This window comes from Labrys methylaminiphilus subsp. lupini (genome assembly GCF_051161885.1).
Classification (GTDB): Bacteria; Pseudomonadota; Alphaproteobacteria; order Rhizobiales; family Labraceae; genus Labrys.
On sequence record NZ_JBMDIH010000001.1, the window covers coordinates 1,249,779 to 1,262,395 of the forward strand.

Annotated in this window: 14 protein-coding genes; 7 read left to right on the forward strand and 7 right to left on the reverse strand. The window is 63.3% G+C overall.

The window, feature by feature from the left end; genetic code table 11:
• The first annotated feature begins 1 nt into the window (after position 1).
• Both ACN6KF_RS05820 and ACN6KF_RS05825 read left to right on the forward strand, forming a co-directional pair.
• On the forward strand, positions 2–1,399 hold the full coding sequence (locus ACN6KF_RS05820) for an amidase (protein ID WP_434955929.1): 1,398 nt from the start codon (positions 2–4) through the stop codon (positions 1,397–1,399).
• Between the two features lie 44 nt (positions 1,400–1,443).
• Positions 1,444–2,619: a CaiB/BaiF CoA transferase family protein gene (locus ACN6KF_RS05825; protein ID WP_434955930.1), complete on the forward strand. Its 1,176-nt coding sequence runs from the start codon at positions 1,444–1,446 to the stop codon at positions 2,617–2,619.
• Between the two features lie 237 nt (positions 2,620–2,856).
• Here the strand turns inward: ACN6KF_RS05825 and ACN6KF_RS05830 are convergent, their stop codons facing one another.
• The 3 genes from ACN6KF_RS05830 to ACN6KF_RS05840 all read right to left on the reverse strand — a co-directional run bounded on the left by ACN6KF_RS05830 (position 2,857) and on the right by ACN6KF_RS05840 (position 4,339).
• A complete protein-coding gene (locus tag ACN6KF_RS05830; RefSeq protein ID WP_434955931.1) occupies positions 2,857–3,456 on the reverse strand; it encodes a nitroreductase family protein in 600 nt (199 codons plus the stop codon).
• A gap of 248 nt (positions 3,457–3,704) precedes the next feature.
• A complete protein-coding gene (locus tag ACN6KF_RS05835; protein WP_434955932.1) occupies positions 3,705–4,118 on the reverse strand; it encodes a DoxX family protein in 414 nt (137 codons plus the stop codon).
• Between the two features lie 41 nt (positions 4,119–4,159).
• Entirely contained in the window at positions 4,160–4,339 is a 180-nt protein-coding gene (locus tag ACN6KF_RS05840) for a hypothetical protein (protein WP_434955933.1), read from the reverse strand.
• 95 nt (positions 4,340–4,434) lie between these two features.
• On the opposite strand from ACN6KF_RS05840, the gene ACN6KF_RS05845 reads away from it, so the two are divergent.
• The gene (locus ACN6KF_RS05845) at positions 4,435–5,370 is read left to right on the forward strand and encodes a LysR family transcriptional regulator (RefSeq protein WP_434955934.1); all 936 of its coding nucleotides are present in this window, start codon (positions 4,435–4,437) and stop codon (positions 5,368–5,370) included.
• A gap of 54 nt (positions 5,371–5,424) precedes the next feature.
• Here the strand turns inward: ACN6KF_RS05845 and ACN6KF_RS05850 are convergent, their stop codons facing one another.
• Positions 5,425–6,246 (reverse strand): DeoR/GlpR family DNA-binding transcription regulator, encoded by an 822-nt coding sequence (locus ACN6KF_RS05850; RefSeq protein ID WP_434955935.1) that lies wholly within the window; start codon positions 6,244–6,246, stop codon positions 5,425–5,427.
• A gap of 290 nt (positions 6,247–6,536) precedes the next feature.
• Positions 6,537–7,592 (reverse strand): hypothetical protein, encoded by a 1,056-nt coding sequence (locus ACN6KF_RS05855; RefSeq protein ID WP_434955936.1) that lies wholly within the window; start codon positions 7,590–7,592, stop codon positions 6,537–6,539.
• A 262-nt stretch (positions 7,593–7,854) separates the two neighbouring features.
• Here ACN6KF_RS05855 and ACN6KF_RS05860 point away from each other — a divergent pair, with 262 nt between their 5' ends.
• Complete coding sequence (locus ACN6KF_RS05860; RefSeq protein ID WP_434955937.1) at positions 7,855–8,394, forward strand: GNAT family N-acetyltransferase; 540 nt, start codon at positions 7,855–7,857, stop codon at positions 8,392–8,394.
• An 84-nt stretch (positions 8,395–8,478) separates the two neighbouring features.
• On the opposite strand, the gene ACN6KF_RS05865 is transcribed toward ACN6KF_RS05860, so the two are convergent.
• Both ACN6KF_RS05865 and ACN6KF_RS05870 read right to left on the reverse strand, forming a co-directional pair.
• Positions 8,479–9,006 (reverse strand): DUF1269 domain-containing protein, encoded by a 528-nt coding sequence (locus tag ACN6KF_RS05865; RefSeq protein WP_434955938.1) that lies wholly within the window; start codon positions 9,004–9,006, stop codon positions 8,479–8,481.
• A 157-nt stretch (positions 9,007–9,163) separates the two neighbouring features.
• Complete coding sequence (locus tag ACN6KF_RS05870) at positions 9,164–9,592, reverse strand: VOC family protein (RefSeq protein ID WP_434959620.1); 429 nt, start codon at positions 9,590–9,592, stop codon at positions 9,164–9,166.
• 68 nt (positions 9,593–9,660) lie between these two features.
• Between ACN6KF_RS05870 and ACN6KF_RS05875 the strand changes: the two genes are divergently transcribed.
• Genes ACN6KF_RS05875 through eno form a run of 3 tightly spaced genes read left to right on the forward strand, consistent with a single transcriptional unit; the run spans position 9,661 to position 12,579 of the window.
• A complete protein-coding gene (locus tag ACN6KF_RS05875; protein WP_434955939.1) occupies positions 9,661–10,257 on the forward strand; it encodes a TetR/AcrR family transcriptional regulator in 597 nt (198 codons plus the stop codon).
• Positions 10,258–10,264: 7 nt separating this feature from the next.
• Positions 10,265–11,281, forward strand: a complete 1,017-nt coding sequence (locus ACN6KF_RS05880; protein ID WP_434955940.1) for a phosphotransferase family protein — start codon at positions 10,265–10,267, stop codon at positions 11,279–11,281.
• Positions 11,278–12,579 (forward strand): phosphopyruvate hydratase, encoded by a 1,302-nt coding sequence (gene eno, locus ACN6KF_RS05885; RefSeq protein ID WP_434955941.1) that lies wholly within the window; start codon positions 11,278–11,280, stop codon positions 12,577–12,579. The genes ACN6KF_RS05880 and eno overlap by 4 nt, the downstream gene beginning before the upstream one ends.
• The last annotated feature ends 38 nt before the right edge of the window (positions 12,580–12,617 follow it).

A 12,617-nucleotide genomic window follows, 5' to 3' on the forward strand; every position in this document is an offset into this window, starting at 1 on the left:
CATGGCGGAGTTCAACAGCGCGGTCGCACTGGCCGAAGCGATCAGGAACGGCCGGGCATCCGCCCTCGAAGCGACCGAGGCCAGCCTTGCCCGATCGACTCTGGCGCAGCCAAGGATCAATTGCTTCACCGAGATCTATGCCGAAGAAGCACGCGAGCAGGCCGCCCGCATTGATGCCTTGCCTCTTGCCGAGCGCGCAGGCCAGGCCCTGTGCGGCGTGCCTGTTGGCATCAAGGATTTCACGCCTATCGCAGGCAAGCTGACGACCTTCGGCTCCAAGGTCTTCCGCGATCATGTCGCCGACCATGATCCGGTGATCGTGCGTCGCCTGAAGGCGGCCGGTGCCGTCATCGTCGGTCACACCACCACACCCGAATTCGCCTATTCCGGCAACACCCAGAGCCCCCTCTGGGGCATCACCCGCAATCCGTGGAATACCGAGCTCAGCGCGGGCGGCTCTTCCGGCGGCTCGGGGGCAGCGGTCGCGGCAGGCTGCGTGATGCTGGCCGAAGGCACCGACATGGGTGGTTCGGTGCGCATTCCCGCTTCGCTCTGCGGGGTAGTCGGATTGAAGCCGAGTTTCGGCCGCATCCCGATGGACATCCTGCGCACGCAATATGACACGCTCGCCCATTTCGGGCCGCTGGCGCGCTGCGTCGACGACGCGGCCCTGTTCCTGGCTGTCAGTGAGGGGCCTGACGATGCGGATGCCCTGTCGCTGCCGGCCTTGCCGCCGGCTTTTCCCGTCGCATCGTCGCCGACCCGGCCGCGCCTCGCCGTCTCGCTCGATCTCGACACCCATGCGATCTCGGACGAAGTCGCCGAGTTGTTCCATCGCCTGATCGACGATCTCGCTCGGTCCGGTGCCGAGATCACCTGGGTGAAGACACCGTTCAGCGTGCAGTCGGTGCTCGATTGGGAGGATCTGTGGGCCTACTGCTTTGCGGGCGATGTCGGCCATCTCCTGGAAGGGCATCGCGGCGATCTCGATCCGAACGTGGTCGCGCTGATCGAGGCGGGCCGCAAGCTCGATGCCGTCAAGCTGCGCGCCATCGAGCATCGGCGCACCGCTCTGTGGCGAGCCTTTGCCGAAGTGCTCAAGGGCTACGATGCCCTTCTGTGCCCGACGACCTGCACGACTGCGCCCTTCGCCGATCCTGCCCGGCGCGAGCGCGACGAGATCCTGCCCGACGGTCGCTTCAAATCGGTCGACATGACCGGCCATTTCAACCTGACCAGTTCCTGCCCCGTCATTTCCGTGCCGATGGGCCTCGGCGCCAGCGGCATGCCGGCCGGCGTGCAGATCGTTGGCCATCGGCATGATGATCGCGGCGTGCTGGCCTTGGCCAAATGGATCGAAGGCCTGCGGCCTCCCGCCTTCCCCCCGGCCGCCGTCTGACGCATCTCCGAAACGTTTTTCCTAAGAAAGCCCTTGAAGCCATCATGTGGACACCTCTGCCGGACCTTCCCACCCACAATCCGCCTAAGCCGCTGCATGGCGTGCGCGTGCTCGAACTCGCCCGCATCCTGGCGGGGCCCTGGGCCGGGCAGTTGCTTGCCGATCTTGGCGCCGATGTCATCAAGGTGGAGCGGCCGGGGCAGGGCGACGACACCCGCACCTGGGGACCGCCCTTCATCACCACGGAGGATGGCGAGAATCTCGGCGCGGCCTATTTCCACTCCTGCAATCGTGGCAAGCGCTCGGTCGCCCTCAATTTCGAGACCGCCGAGGGGGCAGAGCAGGTCCGCGCCCTCGTGCGCGAGGCCGATGTCGTGCTCGAGAATTTCAAGGTCGGCGGGCTGAAGAAATATGGCCTCGACCATGAAAGCCTGAAGGCGATCAACCCACGCGTGGTCACTTGCTCGGTCACGGGATTTGGACAAGATGGTCCATATGCCTCCAGGGCAGGTTACGACTTCATGATCCAGGGCATGGGTGGCATCATGGACCTGACCGGCGATCCGAACGGCGAGCCGCAGAAGATCGGCGTCGCCTTCGCGGATGTCTTCACCGGGGTCTATGCCGTGGTCGGTGTGCAGGCTGCCCTGCGCCGGCGCGAGATGACGGGTCTCGGAGGGCATGTCGACATGTCGCTGTTCGACGTCCAGCTCTCGGTACTCGCCAACCAGGCGATGAATTATCTGGCCTCCGGCAAGAGCCCCACCCGCATGGGTAATGCCCATCCCAACATCGTGCCCTATCAGGTGTTTCCGGCCAGCGACGGCCACCTCATCGTCGCCTGTGGCAATGACAGCCAGTTCGTCAAGCTCTGCGGCGTGCTCAACATCCAGGATATCGCGGCCCATCCCGATTATCTCACCAACAAGGACCGGGTGCGTAACCGCGATACGCTGGCGGCCCTGATCGCCGGATTGACCGGGCGGCGGACCAGGGCGGACCTGTTGGCGTCTCTGGAAAAGGTCGGCGTGCCCGCCGGGCCGATCAATTCGGTCGCCGACGCTCTGCACGATGTCCAGGCCACCCATCGCGGCATGATCGTCGACCTGCCGCATGCCGGGGTGAAGGGGGGCTCCATTCCCTCCGTGCGCACGCCCATCCTGATCGACGGCGAGCCGATGGTGGCGCGGACCGCGAGCCCGGACCTGCCGAAGGTGTAAGGGGCGCTTGCGGGGGGGCAAAACACGGAGGGTCGATCTCCAGATCGACCGTCTCCACTCGCTATCATACCCGATGTTTCCAAATTGGTCGATCTGGAGATCGACCCTCCGATTTCGCGCCTACCCCGTCACGATAGTACTCACGAACGAGATGGCGGCTATCCCGAAAAAAGGCCGCCATGCGGCGGCCTCGTTCATGTCATCAACCGGAATTACCTCCGATACGCGCCGATGTCTTCAGGCGTAGACCTTGAAGCGGTCATTGTCGTTCATGAAGCTCTTCTCGGGCAGGGGCTGCTCGTTGGAGCCGAAGGGCATCTGGGCGCGCAGCTTCCAGGACGTCGGCACATGCCATTCCTTCTGGACGGCCTCGTCGACCAGCGGTGCATAGTGCTGCAGGCTGGCGCCGATGCCATGCTCGGCCAGCGCCGTCCACACGGCGAACTGGGCCATGCCGCCCGACTGTTCGGACCAGACCGGGAAGTTGTCGGCGTAAAGCGGGAACTTCTCCTGCAGGCTCTTCACGACATCCTGGTCTTCGAAGAACAGCACGGTGCCGGCGCCGGCGCCGAAGGCATCCATCTTGCCCTCGGTCGAGGCGAAGCTGTCGGCCGGCACGATCTTGCGCAGGATCTCCTTGGTCAGGTGCCAGAACTTGTCGCTCTGCTTGCCGAACAGGATCACGGCGCGTGAGCTCTGCGAATTGAACGAGGAGGGCACATGCTTGATCACGTCCTGGATCAGCAGCGAGATCTCTTCCTGGCTCTTGGGCAATGTCTTGCCCAGGGCATATTGCGTGCGGCGGGTCTTGATATGGTCGATGAAGGTCTTGGACATGGGGAGTCTTCTCTATCTTCTCGACGGCGAGGAGGAGCCGTCATTTGCGGCAGGTTCTATCGCAGCTTTCCATGTCTCGAAAGAGACGCCGTGGAAATCACGATAATCTCGATGGTTAGATCCGAAAAAGTTGAGATGTCGTAGCGCTTGCATCGGAGGGCTGGTCGATTTTGCCAAAAGGCCAGACGGATCGCTTCGATCCGTCTGGCAGTTGGCGACGCAAGGCCGGGCTGGCCCGGCCTTCCTCCTCAGGCGGTCGCAACGGTTTTCCGGTTGTTGAGGACGGCGTCGACGCTGAGACTGCCGGCACCGAAGGCGACGACCTGCAGCAGGCCGCCAGCCATGGCGATGTTCTTGAAGAAGTGGATGAACTGGTTCATGTCGCCCAGATTGTTGTGGAAGAATGCGGCGGCGGCGACCGAGAACGCCGCCATGACGAGGGCGACAAGGCGGGTCTGGTAGCCGACGATCAGCAGCAGGCCGCCGATGAGCTCGACCACGATGGCGATAGCCACGCCGAGATAGGGCAGCGGCAGGCCGACGGTGGCGATGTAGCCGGCAGTGGCAGCAGGGGCCGTGAGTTTGCCGAAGCCGCTGAGAAGGAAGATGGCGGCGATCAGCACGCGGCCAAGGAGCGGGGTGTAACGAACGTCTGAGGACATGGGGGTTTCTCTTTTTTTAAGGAGGGGAGCGGAGGGGCCGCTCAGGCTTTGGTGTCGGTGAAGTGCGCGGTTTCCAGCGCCCTGGCCAGCGCATCCGTGGCACCCGAGGGGGCAAGGGACACGATATGGATCTTCGGCGGTGGCAGGACCTGCTCCTTGACTGGAGCGGAGAGACCGGCTTTGCGTCCGAACAGGCAATCCAACAGGCTGGTGATGAACATGGCGAGCACCTCATCTGAACTTGGCGCTGTTATCTCAGAGATTGATGTTCAAGAAAATCTGGATAATATAGACAATTAGGTTCGAGAAAATTGATATGTCTGATCCGCGCCCCACGCTTGACCAGCTTCAGGTCTTCCTTGCCATCGTCGAGGCCGGTAGCTTCGCCGGCGCGGCCCGCCAGCTCGGGCGTGCAACCTCGGTGGTCAGCTACACCATCGCCAATCTGGAAGCCCAGCTCGGTCTGGAGCTTTTCGATCGCGATTCCACCCGCAAGCCCCAATTGACCGAGGCGGGCAAGGCCATGCTGGCCGAAGCGCGCGTGGTGGCGCGGGGCGTGGGCAGCCTGATCGCCAAGGCCAAGGGCCTGACCTCGGGGTTGGAGGCGGAAGTCACGCTGACGGTCGACGTCATGCTGCCGCCCTGCGCCCTGGTGCGGGTACTGAACGCCTTCCAGGCGGAATTTCCCACCGTGTCACTGCGCCTGCATGTCGAGGCGCTCGGCGCCGTCACCCAGCATGTGCTCGACGGCATCGCCGATCTCGGCGTGGGCGGGCCCCTGTCGCGCGACATCATCGGCATCGAGAGGCGGGGCATCGGCTCGATCCGCCTGATCCCCGTGGCTGCTCCTTCCCATCCTCTGGCCAGCCTCGGTAGCGAGGAGGCCGATGTCCGGGCGCAGGAGCATGTACAACTCGTGCTGACGGACCGCTCCAAATTCACCGAAGGGCAGGAATTCGGCGTACTCAGCTCGAAGACGTGGCGCATCGCCGATCTCGGCGCCAAATTCATGCTGCTCCGCTCCGGCATCGGCTGGGGCAGCATGCCCGAGGACATGGTGAATGACGACATCGCCGCGGGTCGGCTCGTTCGTCTCGCCATGACGGGTTGGGATCGCAATCTCTATCCCCTGCAGAGCATCCGGCGCACGGATACGGCCCTCGGTCCTGCGGCGAGCTGGCTGCTTGCCAAGCTCAAGGCGGCGCTGGACGAGACCGGCGAGGCGCTTGCCGCTGCGCGTAGCGCGGCGTAGGCGCAAGGCACTGGACAGGCTTATGATGACACCAGGTGCGCTGACGAAGCCAGCCTATCGCTGTGCCGTTCCCTTCATCGGCACCACGGTGACCTTGGTGCCGTAGCTATGAAGCGCTTCCAGATGTTCGGGCCTGATGCCGTCATCGGTGATCAATTCGTCGATGGCGGATAGCTCGCAGAAGGTCGAGAACGAAGGCGCCGAGAATTTCGAACTGTCGACCACCACGATGGTGCGCCGGGAGGACTGGATCATCTTGCGCTTGAGCGAAGCGACCTCGAGGGCGGCATCGGTGAGGACATTGCCGCTTACGGCATAGGCGCCGGTGACGCAGACATCGGCATGCACGGTGTTGAAAAAGCTCTCGCCCGGCTCGCCCCAGAGCGAGCGCCAGCCGCCCGGCCGGATGGTGCCGCCGGGCATGATCACGCGCCAGCTCGGCACGTCGGAACTCACCTGGGCAATCTCCAGGCTATTGGTGACGACGGTGAGGGAAAGGTCGCGCAGGGCGGCGGCCCGCACTACCTCCATCACGGTGGAACTGGCTTCGAAGATCACGCTCTCGCGGTTGTTGATGCGCAAGGCCGCTTCGACGCCGATGGCGATCTTCTGGGCGCGTTGCATATGCGCATTGATCTGCGATTCACGTTCGAAGGTCGCCTGCAGCGGCGGCACGAGCAGGGCGCCGCCGTGGGTGCGTTCGAGATAGCCGCCTTCCATCAAATGTTCGAGGTCGCGGCGAATGGTCGACTGCGAACCGCCGATCGAGTCGGCCAGTTCCTGGATGGAGGCGGCCCCATTGATGCGCAGATGCTCCAAGATGAGCGCCCGCCTTTTGGCGGGGATGATCTCGACGCGTTTGGTGGGGGCTTCCATATAAAGCGGACTCCTTGGGGCGGACTGACCATCGAAAGGACCGCGACAGGTACGGGCCGCCTCGACGCAGTCAGACGATATTGCCCAGACTTACGCACAATCTTGCAGATTCTGCCATTAAAGTGCGCTCTTTCCCAGATGGACAAAAGGCGGATCACAGCGACCCGCCTTGCCTGGAGCAAGGTCTGTTCATGACTGAACGCTTGTTTGCCCGAGCTCCATGTTTTCAGCCAGTCCAATGGATTGGCTAGAGCAGCCTTGCTCCAGCCAAAGGGCTGGGACCGTTTCGGTCAGGCGACCTTCTTCAGGGCCGCCGGCTTGAGCACATCCTCGGTGATCGCCAGATCATCGTCCAGGCTGCGCTTGGCCTTGAGGCCATTCTTGGCAAGTTCGCCATGATAGGCCTTGACCGCCTCGTCCGGAGCGACGGTGCCGTCGGCGACCTGACGCATCAGCCCCAGTAGCGCGAGCGGATCCTCAGCCAGGTTGATCTTGCGGCCGAATAGAGCGACACGACCGCCATATTTTTCGGCTTGGTGCAGCAGCTCGAAGGTGTCGCGGGTGGTGCCGGCGCCGCCGCCGAGCACGCCGACCACCAGATCGGGATCGAAGCTCGCCAATTCCTCCAGCGCCTTGGGACCGTTATAGACGATCTTGAGGAATTGCGGCCGGTCCGCCTTGGTCACGCCGGCCAGGCAGCGCAGGATGCTGTCATTGATGTATTCGCCGATCTGGGCCCGATCGAGGCCGCAATCGACATTCGGATTGAAGACTTCGAAGAAGTACTTGAAATTGTTGTCGGCGGCCTCTTCGCGGAAAGCAGCGAAGGCATCGAGCGCCTCGTAATCGTGATCGATGTCGTTGAGGAAGGTCACCGAATAAAGGCCGAGATCGGTGCCGATCACGGGTGCACCGATCGCAGGCTCGTTGGTGCCGTACATGACGCGCGAAAGGTTGGCGGTCCGGAAATGGCGGGAGGGATGCTTGGTATAGGCCTGGTGACGCACGCCACCCCAGCAATCGGTGGTGTCATTGGCGCGAATGGAGGGTTTCACCGCCGAATTGCGGAAGACGCCGCGCTCGTGCAGCAGTTCGAGATTGGAGGCCGACACCAGCATGATGTCGACGATATCCTGTTCGACGATGGTCTGGATCTGATCGAGAAATTCGGCACGCGTGCGTACACGGCCCTGGCCGCCATCATCGCTGCGGGCAAAGCCGGTCGCGGCAAGGCCAGAGCCCATGTCGCCATCCTTGGCATCGGCGATGATGAAATCGGATCGCTTGTAATTGCCCGCTCGGATATTGCGCAGTTTCTGGTCGAGACGGGTTTGGGGATAGGCCATCGCATAGGCTCCTTGGACTGGCGATGAATGCCGCCGCTTCCTCGCTGCGGCGAGTCGCATTCATTTCAATGACACTCATATACGATCAAAATCTTTCAAACCAGTGCAAAGTTTTCCTTTTGCTGGAATTGTCGCCACACCCGGCATGGACTGGAAACCTTGCGGATCGCGATGCAAATTTGCATGGATGAGATGTGTTGTTCGCTCCCGCATTGCGGGGCTAAGGCACCTGCCGATCGCGCCGGGTTGAAGGAGGGATGCCGTGCTGCCGAGTTTCGAAACGCAGCGCCTGCTGGTGCGGCCGCGTACCATGGTCGACTTCGAGGCCTGTCTCGTCATGGATCGCGATGTGGAAGTCACGAAGCATATTCCTGGCCCGTGGCACGATCCGGAGCAGCACGAAGCCTTCGTCAGGCGGCGCATGCAGGCCGATTACGGGCCAGGACTGGGCTATGGGACTGTTGTCGAAAAGCATCAGCCCAATCGCTTCCTGGGCTGGATCCTGCTCATTCCGGCGGACGGCATCGGGCCCGAGATCGAGATCGGCTGGCGGCTGGTGCGGGAGGCCTGGGGCAGGGGATATGCGACCGAGGCGGCGATGCCGGTGATTCGACACGCCTTTACCACGCTGAAGGCTGACAGGGTCATGGCAGAGATCGCTCCCCGCAATACCGCTTCGCTGCGCGTCGCGCAGAAGCTGGGCCTGAGCGACGCCGGCGTGCGCGATGATCAAGGTGCGATCTGGAGACGCTACCAGATGACGCAAAGCGATTTCGCCTCGCTTGAAGAGACCGGGCGTTGAGGCATTCCGCTTCCGGACGCAGAACCCAGGCGAGGACATGCAGCGGCGTGCCGCTGGGTTGGCCGCTGCATGTGAGCAAAGGACTTAGCCGTTGGTCGTAGCGGGCGCTGCCGACAGGGCCTCCTGCAGCTTCTGCTCCTGTTCCGGCGACAGCGAGGTCTTGATCACCCGCCCCTTGAGGCCGCTGAATTCGGCCAGAACCTTCTCGGGCTGGACCTTGCGGACCAGCACGAACAGGGCTGATGAATTGTTGGGAATGGTCTGGCCGAGCGACTTGATGAAGTCGTCGTCGATGCCGTAATCAGCCAAGGAGCCGGAGAGGGCGCCGACGCCCGCGCCGACGGCGCCGCCGATGGCGAAGCCGGCCAGCGGATTGAGGAAGAGCAGGCCGACAAGCCCGCCCCACAGCGCCCCGGAGAGCAGGCCCGAACTAGCGCCGATGCCGGTCAGGTTGATGCTCTGCTTGAGATGAACCTTGCCCTCGGCATTGCGGGTGACCACTACCGCATCTTCGAGATCGACCAGATATTCCTTCTTGAGCGCGTCCAGCTTGAGCAGAACCTTGTCTGCCTCATCGATGGAATCAAAGCCGACGACAATAAGATCGGACATCAAGAGCTCCTGTGTTCACCTGTCATGGCGCGCATTGCGCCATGAAGGAGGTTTATCCCGCAAGCCTATTGAATCCATGTGACCATTGTCGGGCACGGATCGGGCATTCTCCTCGGCGCACGAGGACACCCATTTGAATGTCCTTCCGAGTTGGGTTTCACGGCGATGCCGCGTCGATGGCATAATTGCCGGCGAATTCCTGCGTAGGAGGGATGGGCTTGATCACGTCGATCAGTACGCCATTGGGATCGGCCGTGATGAAATGGCGCTGCCCGAATGCCTCGTCGCGCAATTCGAGCAGGATCGGTAAACCTGCCTGCTTGAGCCGTGCATATTCGGCATCGACGTCGGTGACTTCGAAATTGAGCAGAAGGCCGCCGACCTGCCCGCCGCGCCCCTGTTCGGGAATGGTATGGTGATCGCTGTCGAGCACGGCGAGATTGATGGTCTCGTCGGCCGCCGATTGCAAATGCACATACCAGTCGGTCTCGAACAGGATCCGGAAGCCCAGATGCTCGACATAGAAGGCCGCGGTGGCGGCCACCTGCCTTGTCATGATCACGGGATAATAGCTGGTGATCTTCATGGACATTCCTGCGTCTCCCTTTTAAACATACAGTCTGAATGTTTTTCAGTAACATACAGGCTGTATGTATGCAAGAAGATAGCCGACGCTCCAATCAAGATCGGACGCTGAGAACCCGGGCGGCCTTGATCGCGGCTGCACGGCGCCTGTTCGTGTCCAAGGGCTATGCCGATACGGGAACGCCCGAATTGGTAGCGGAAGCGGGGGTGACCCGTGGTGCGCTCTATCATCATTTCGCCGACAAGCAGGCGCTGTTCCGGGCTGTCGTCGAGGCAGAGAATGCCGCGCTGGCCGACGAGATCGAGCGGGCGGCACCGGAAGAACCCGGCGCGATGGAGGCACTGATCGCCGGCGGCGAGGCTTTTCTGGTCGCCATGTCCGAACCCGGACGTACCCGGCTCTTGCTGATCGAGGCGCCGGCCGTGCTGGGCCGTGAGACGGTGGATGCCATCGATGCCGCCCATGGCGGACGCACGTTGCGCGAAGGCGTCGCCGCCGCTATCGCAAGGGGGCGGTTGCGGCCTGTGCCCGTCGAAGAGGCGGCGCTGCTCCTGTCGGCTGTCTATGACAGGGCGGCGCTGTCCATTGCAGCGGGGGCGAATGGGGAAGAATGGCGGACGCTCATCCGGGCCGTGCTCGACGGCCTTCGTCCTGCGGCCAGATGAGGATCCGATGGCGCAATCCGATCACCAATCCGATGATGCCTCGCTGACGCTCCCCGCCGCGTTGCGCCGGATGGGGCTGCTCGGGCAGAAAGAGACGGCGCGCTTTACAGCGTTGACGGGCGGGGTTTCCTCCGACATCCACCTGGTCGAAACCTCGAACCGGCGCTTTTGCGTCAAGCGGGCGCTGGCTCGCCTCAAGGTGGCAGCCGTCTGGGAGGCGCCGACGAACCGCAATGCGGCGGAGGCGGCCTGGATCCGCCAGGTCGGCCGTTGGTTGCCCGACGGCGTACCCACTTTGCTTGGCGAGGACGAGCAACTTGGCCTGTTTGCCATGGCCTTTTTGTCCCCCGAGCTTAATCCGGTCTGGAAGGCGCAGTTGCTGGACCAGCAGATCGATACGGCATTTGTGGGCCGCGTCGGCGCCGATCTCGGCCTCATTCATGCCGCCAGCGCGCAGGAAGCCGGGCTTGCGGTGCGCTTTGCCAATGACGCGACCTTCGGGCCGATCCGCATCGAGCCCTATCTCATCGCCACAGCCCGCGCCCATCCCGATCTGTCGGCCAAGATTAAGGCCGTCGCCGCCCGCACGCTCGCCACCAGGAAGGCTCTGATCCATGGCGATGTCAGCCCGAAGAACATCCTGTGCGGGCAGACGGGCCCCGTTTTCCTCGATGCCGAATGTGCTTGCTTTGGCGATCCGGCTTTCGATCTCGCCTTCTGCCTCAATCATCTCATGTTGAAGGGGGCTCGGCAGGGCGTGCCCCGCGCGGCCTATCGTGATGCCTTCGAGGCTTTGGTCAACGCTTATTTCGCCAGGATCGACTGGGAGGACCGCGCCGCTTTCGAGGCCAGGGCCGCCGCCCTACTGCCTGTGCTGTTTCTGGCGCGCGTGGATGGCAAGTCGCCCGTCGAATATCTGACGTTGGAGGAGGAACGGAAAGCCGTGCGCCGCTTCGCCAGGCCTCTGATCGCCGATCCCGTTGAAGACCTGATCGCCATCGCCAATGCCTGGACCCGCCAATGATCGATATAGCCATCCGTAGACTTGCTGCCCGCCGTATCTGGGACTCCCGTGGTCGCCCCACCGTCGAAGCCGAAGTCGAGCTCAGCGACGGCACGATCGCGCGGGGGATCGCGCCGGCCGGTGCGTCCCGCGGCAGCCGCGAGGCGCTCGAGCGCCGCGATGGCGGCGAAAAGCTGGGGGGCCTCGATGTCCAAGGGGCAATTGCCAGCGTGCGCGGGGAGATCGCGCCGCTACTGATCGGCCGCGACCCGTTCGACCAGGCGGGGTTGGACGAGGCGCTGATCGCGCTGGACGGCACGCCGACCAAGCAAAGACTCGGCGGCAATGCCACCGTCGCCGTCTCGCTCGCTGTGCTGCACGCCGCCGCCGCCAGCCGAGGCTTGCCGCTATGGCGATATCTGGCAGGGGAGGAGGCGGTCACGCTTCCCCTGCCGGAAATCCAGATCTTCGGCGGAGGGGCCCATGCCGGCCGCCGCACCGACATCCAGGATTTCATGGTGATGGCGCCGAAGGCGGCGAGCTTCGCCGAGGCGCTCGAAACCACGGCCGAGGTCTATCTTGCGGCCGGCAGGATCATGGCCGAGCGCGGCCTGCTGCAGGGCGTCGCGGATGAAGGAGGCTGGTGGCCGGCCTTCAGCTCCAATGAAGAGGCGCTTGATACCCTGGTCCTGGCCATCGAGCGCGCCGGTTTCACGCCGGGCGACGAGGTGGTGATCTCGCTCGATGTCGCCGCCTCCGAATTTGGCCGCGGCGGGCGCTATCGGCTCGGCCTGGAAGGGCGCGAGCTCGATCGGGACGGCATGGCGGATTATCTCCTCGGCTGGTGTGAGCGCTATCCCATTCTTTCGATCGAAGATCCCTTTGCCGAGGATGATGCCGAGGGGCTCGCACGCTTTACCGCGGCCGTGGGTCATCGCATTCAGGTGATCGGCGATGATTTCCTGGTTACCAATGCCGGGTTGGTCGAAGAGGCGGTGAGGAACCAAACCGTCAATGCCGTGCTGGTGAAGGTCAACCAGGCCGGCACGGTCAGCGAGGCGAGGGCTGCCTGCGAGGCGGGACGGCGTGCCGGTTTTGGCACGATCGTGTCGGCCCGCTCCGGCGAGACCGAGGATGTCGCCATCGTACACCTCGCCATTGGCTGGCACGCCGGCCAGCTCAAGGTCGGATCCTTCGCTCGCTCCGAACGCATGGCGAAATGGAACGAAGCCCTGCGCATCGAGGAGACCCTGGGACCCAAGGCACGCTTTGCGGGTATCGAAGCCTTACCCTTCAACCGCCGGCAGGGCGCCGCCTGAGAGACTGCGCCAAGGTGTCTTGTCGGTCCGGTTTGACA

Bases quoted from the DNA above. Each gene is read 5' to 3' on its own strand.
- ACN6KF_RS05820 (WP_434955929.1), top strand. From the start codon at position 2: ATGGCGGAGTTCAACAGCGCGGTCGCACTGGCCGAAGCGATCAGGAAC.
- ACN6KF_RS05825 (WP_434955930.1), top strand. From the start codon at position 1,444: ATGTGGACACCTCTGCCGGACCTTCCCACCCACAATCCGCCTAAGCCG.
- ACN6KF_RS05830 (WP_434955931.1), bottom strand. From the start codon at position 3,456: ATGTCCAAGACCTTCATCGACCATATCAAGACCCGCCGCACGCAATAT.
- ACN6KF_RS05835 (WP_434955932.1), bottom strand. From the start codon at position 4,118: ATGTCCTCAGACGTTCGTTACACCCCGCTCCTTGGCCGCGTGCTGATC.
- ACN6KF_RS05840 (WP_434955933.1), bottom strand. From the start codon at position 4,339: ATGTTCATCACCAGCCTGTTGGATTGCCTGTTCGGACGCAAAGCCGGT.
- ACN6KF_RS05845 (WP_434955934.1), top strand. From the start codon at position 4,435: ATGTCTGATCCGCGCCCCACGCTTGACCAGCTTCAGGTCTTCCTTGCC.
- ACN6KF_RS05850 (WP_434955935.1), bottom strand. From the start codon at position 6,246: ATGGAAGCCCCCACCAAACGCGTCGAGATCATCCCCGCCAAAAGGCGG.
- ACN6KF_RS05855 (WP_434955936.1), bottom strand. From the start codon at position 7,592: ATGGCCTATCCCCAAACCCGTCTCGACCAGAAACTGCGCAATATCCGA.
- ACN6KF_RS05865 (WP_434955938.1), bottom strand. From the start codon at position 9,006: ATGTCCGATCTTATTGTCGTCGGCTTTGATTCCATCGATGAGGCAGAC.
- ACN6KF_RS05870 (WP_434959620.1), bottom strand. From the start codon at position 9,592: ATGAAGATCACCAGCTATTATCCCGTGATCATGACAAGGCAGGTGGCC.
- ACN6KF_RS05875 (WP_434955939.1), top strand. From the start codon at position 9,661: ATGCAAGAAGATAGCCGACGCTCCAATCAAGATCGGACGCTGAGAACC.
- ACN6KF_RS05880 (WP_434955940.1), top strand. From the start codon at position 10,265: ATGGCGCAATCCGATCACCAATCCGATGATGCCTCGCTGACGCTCCCC.
- eno (WP_434955941.1), top strand. From the start codon at position 11,278: ATGATCGATATAGCCATCCGTAGACTTGCTGCCCGCCGTATCTGGGAC.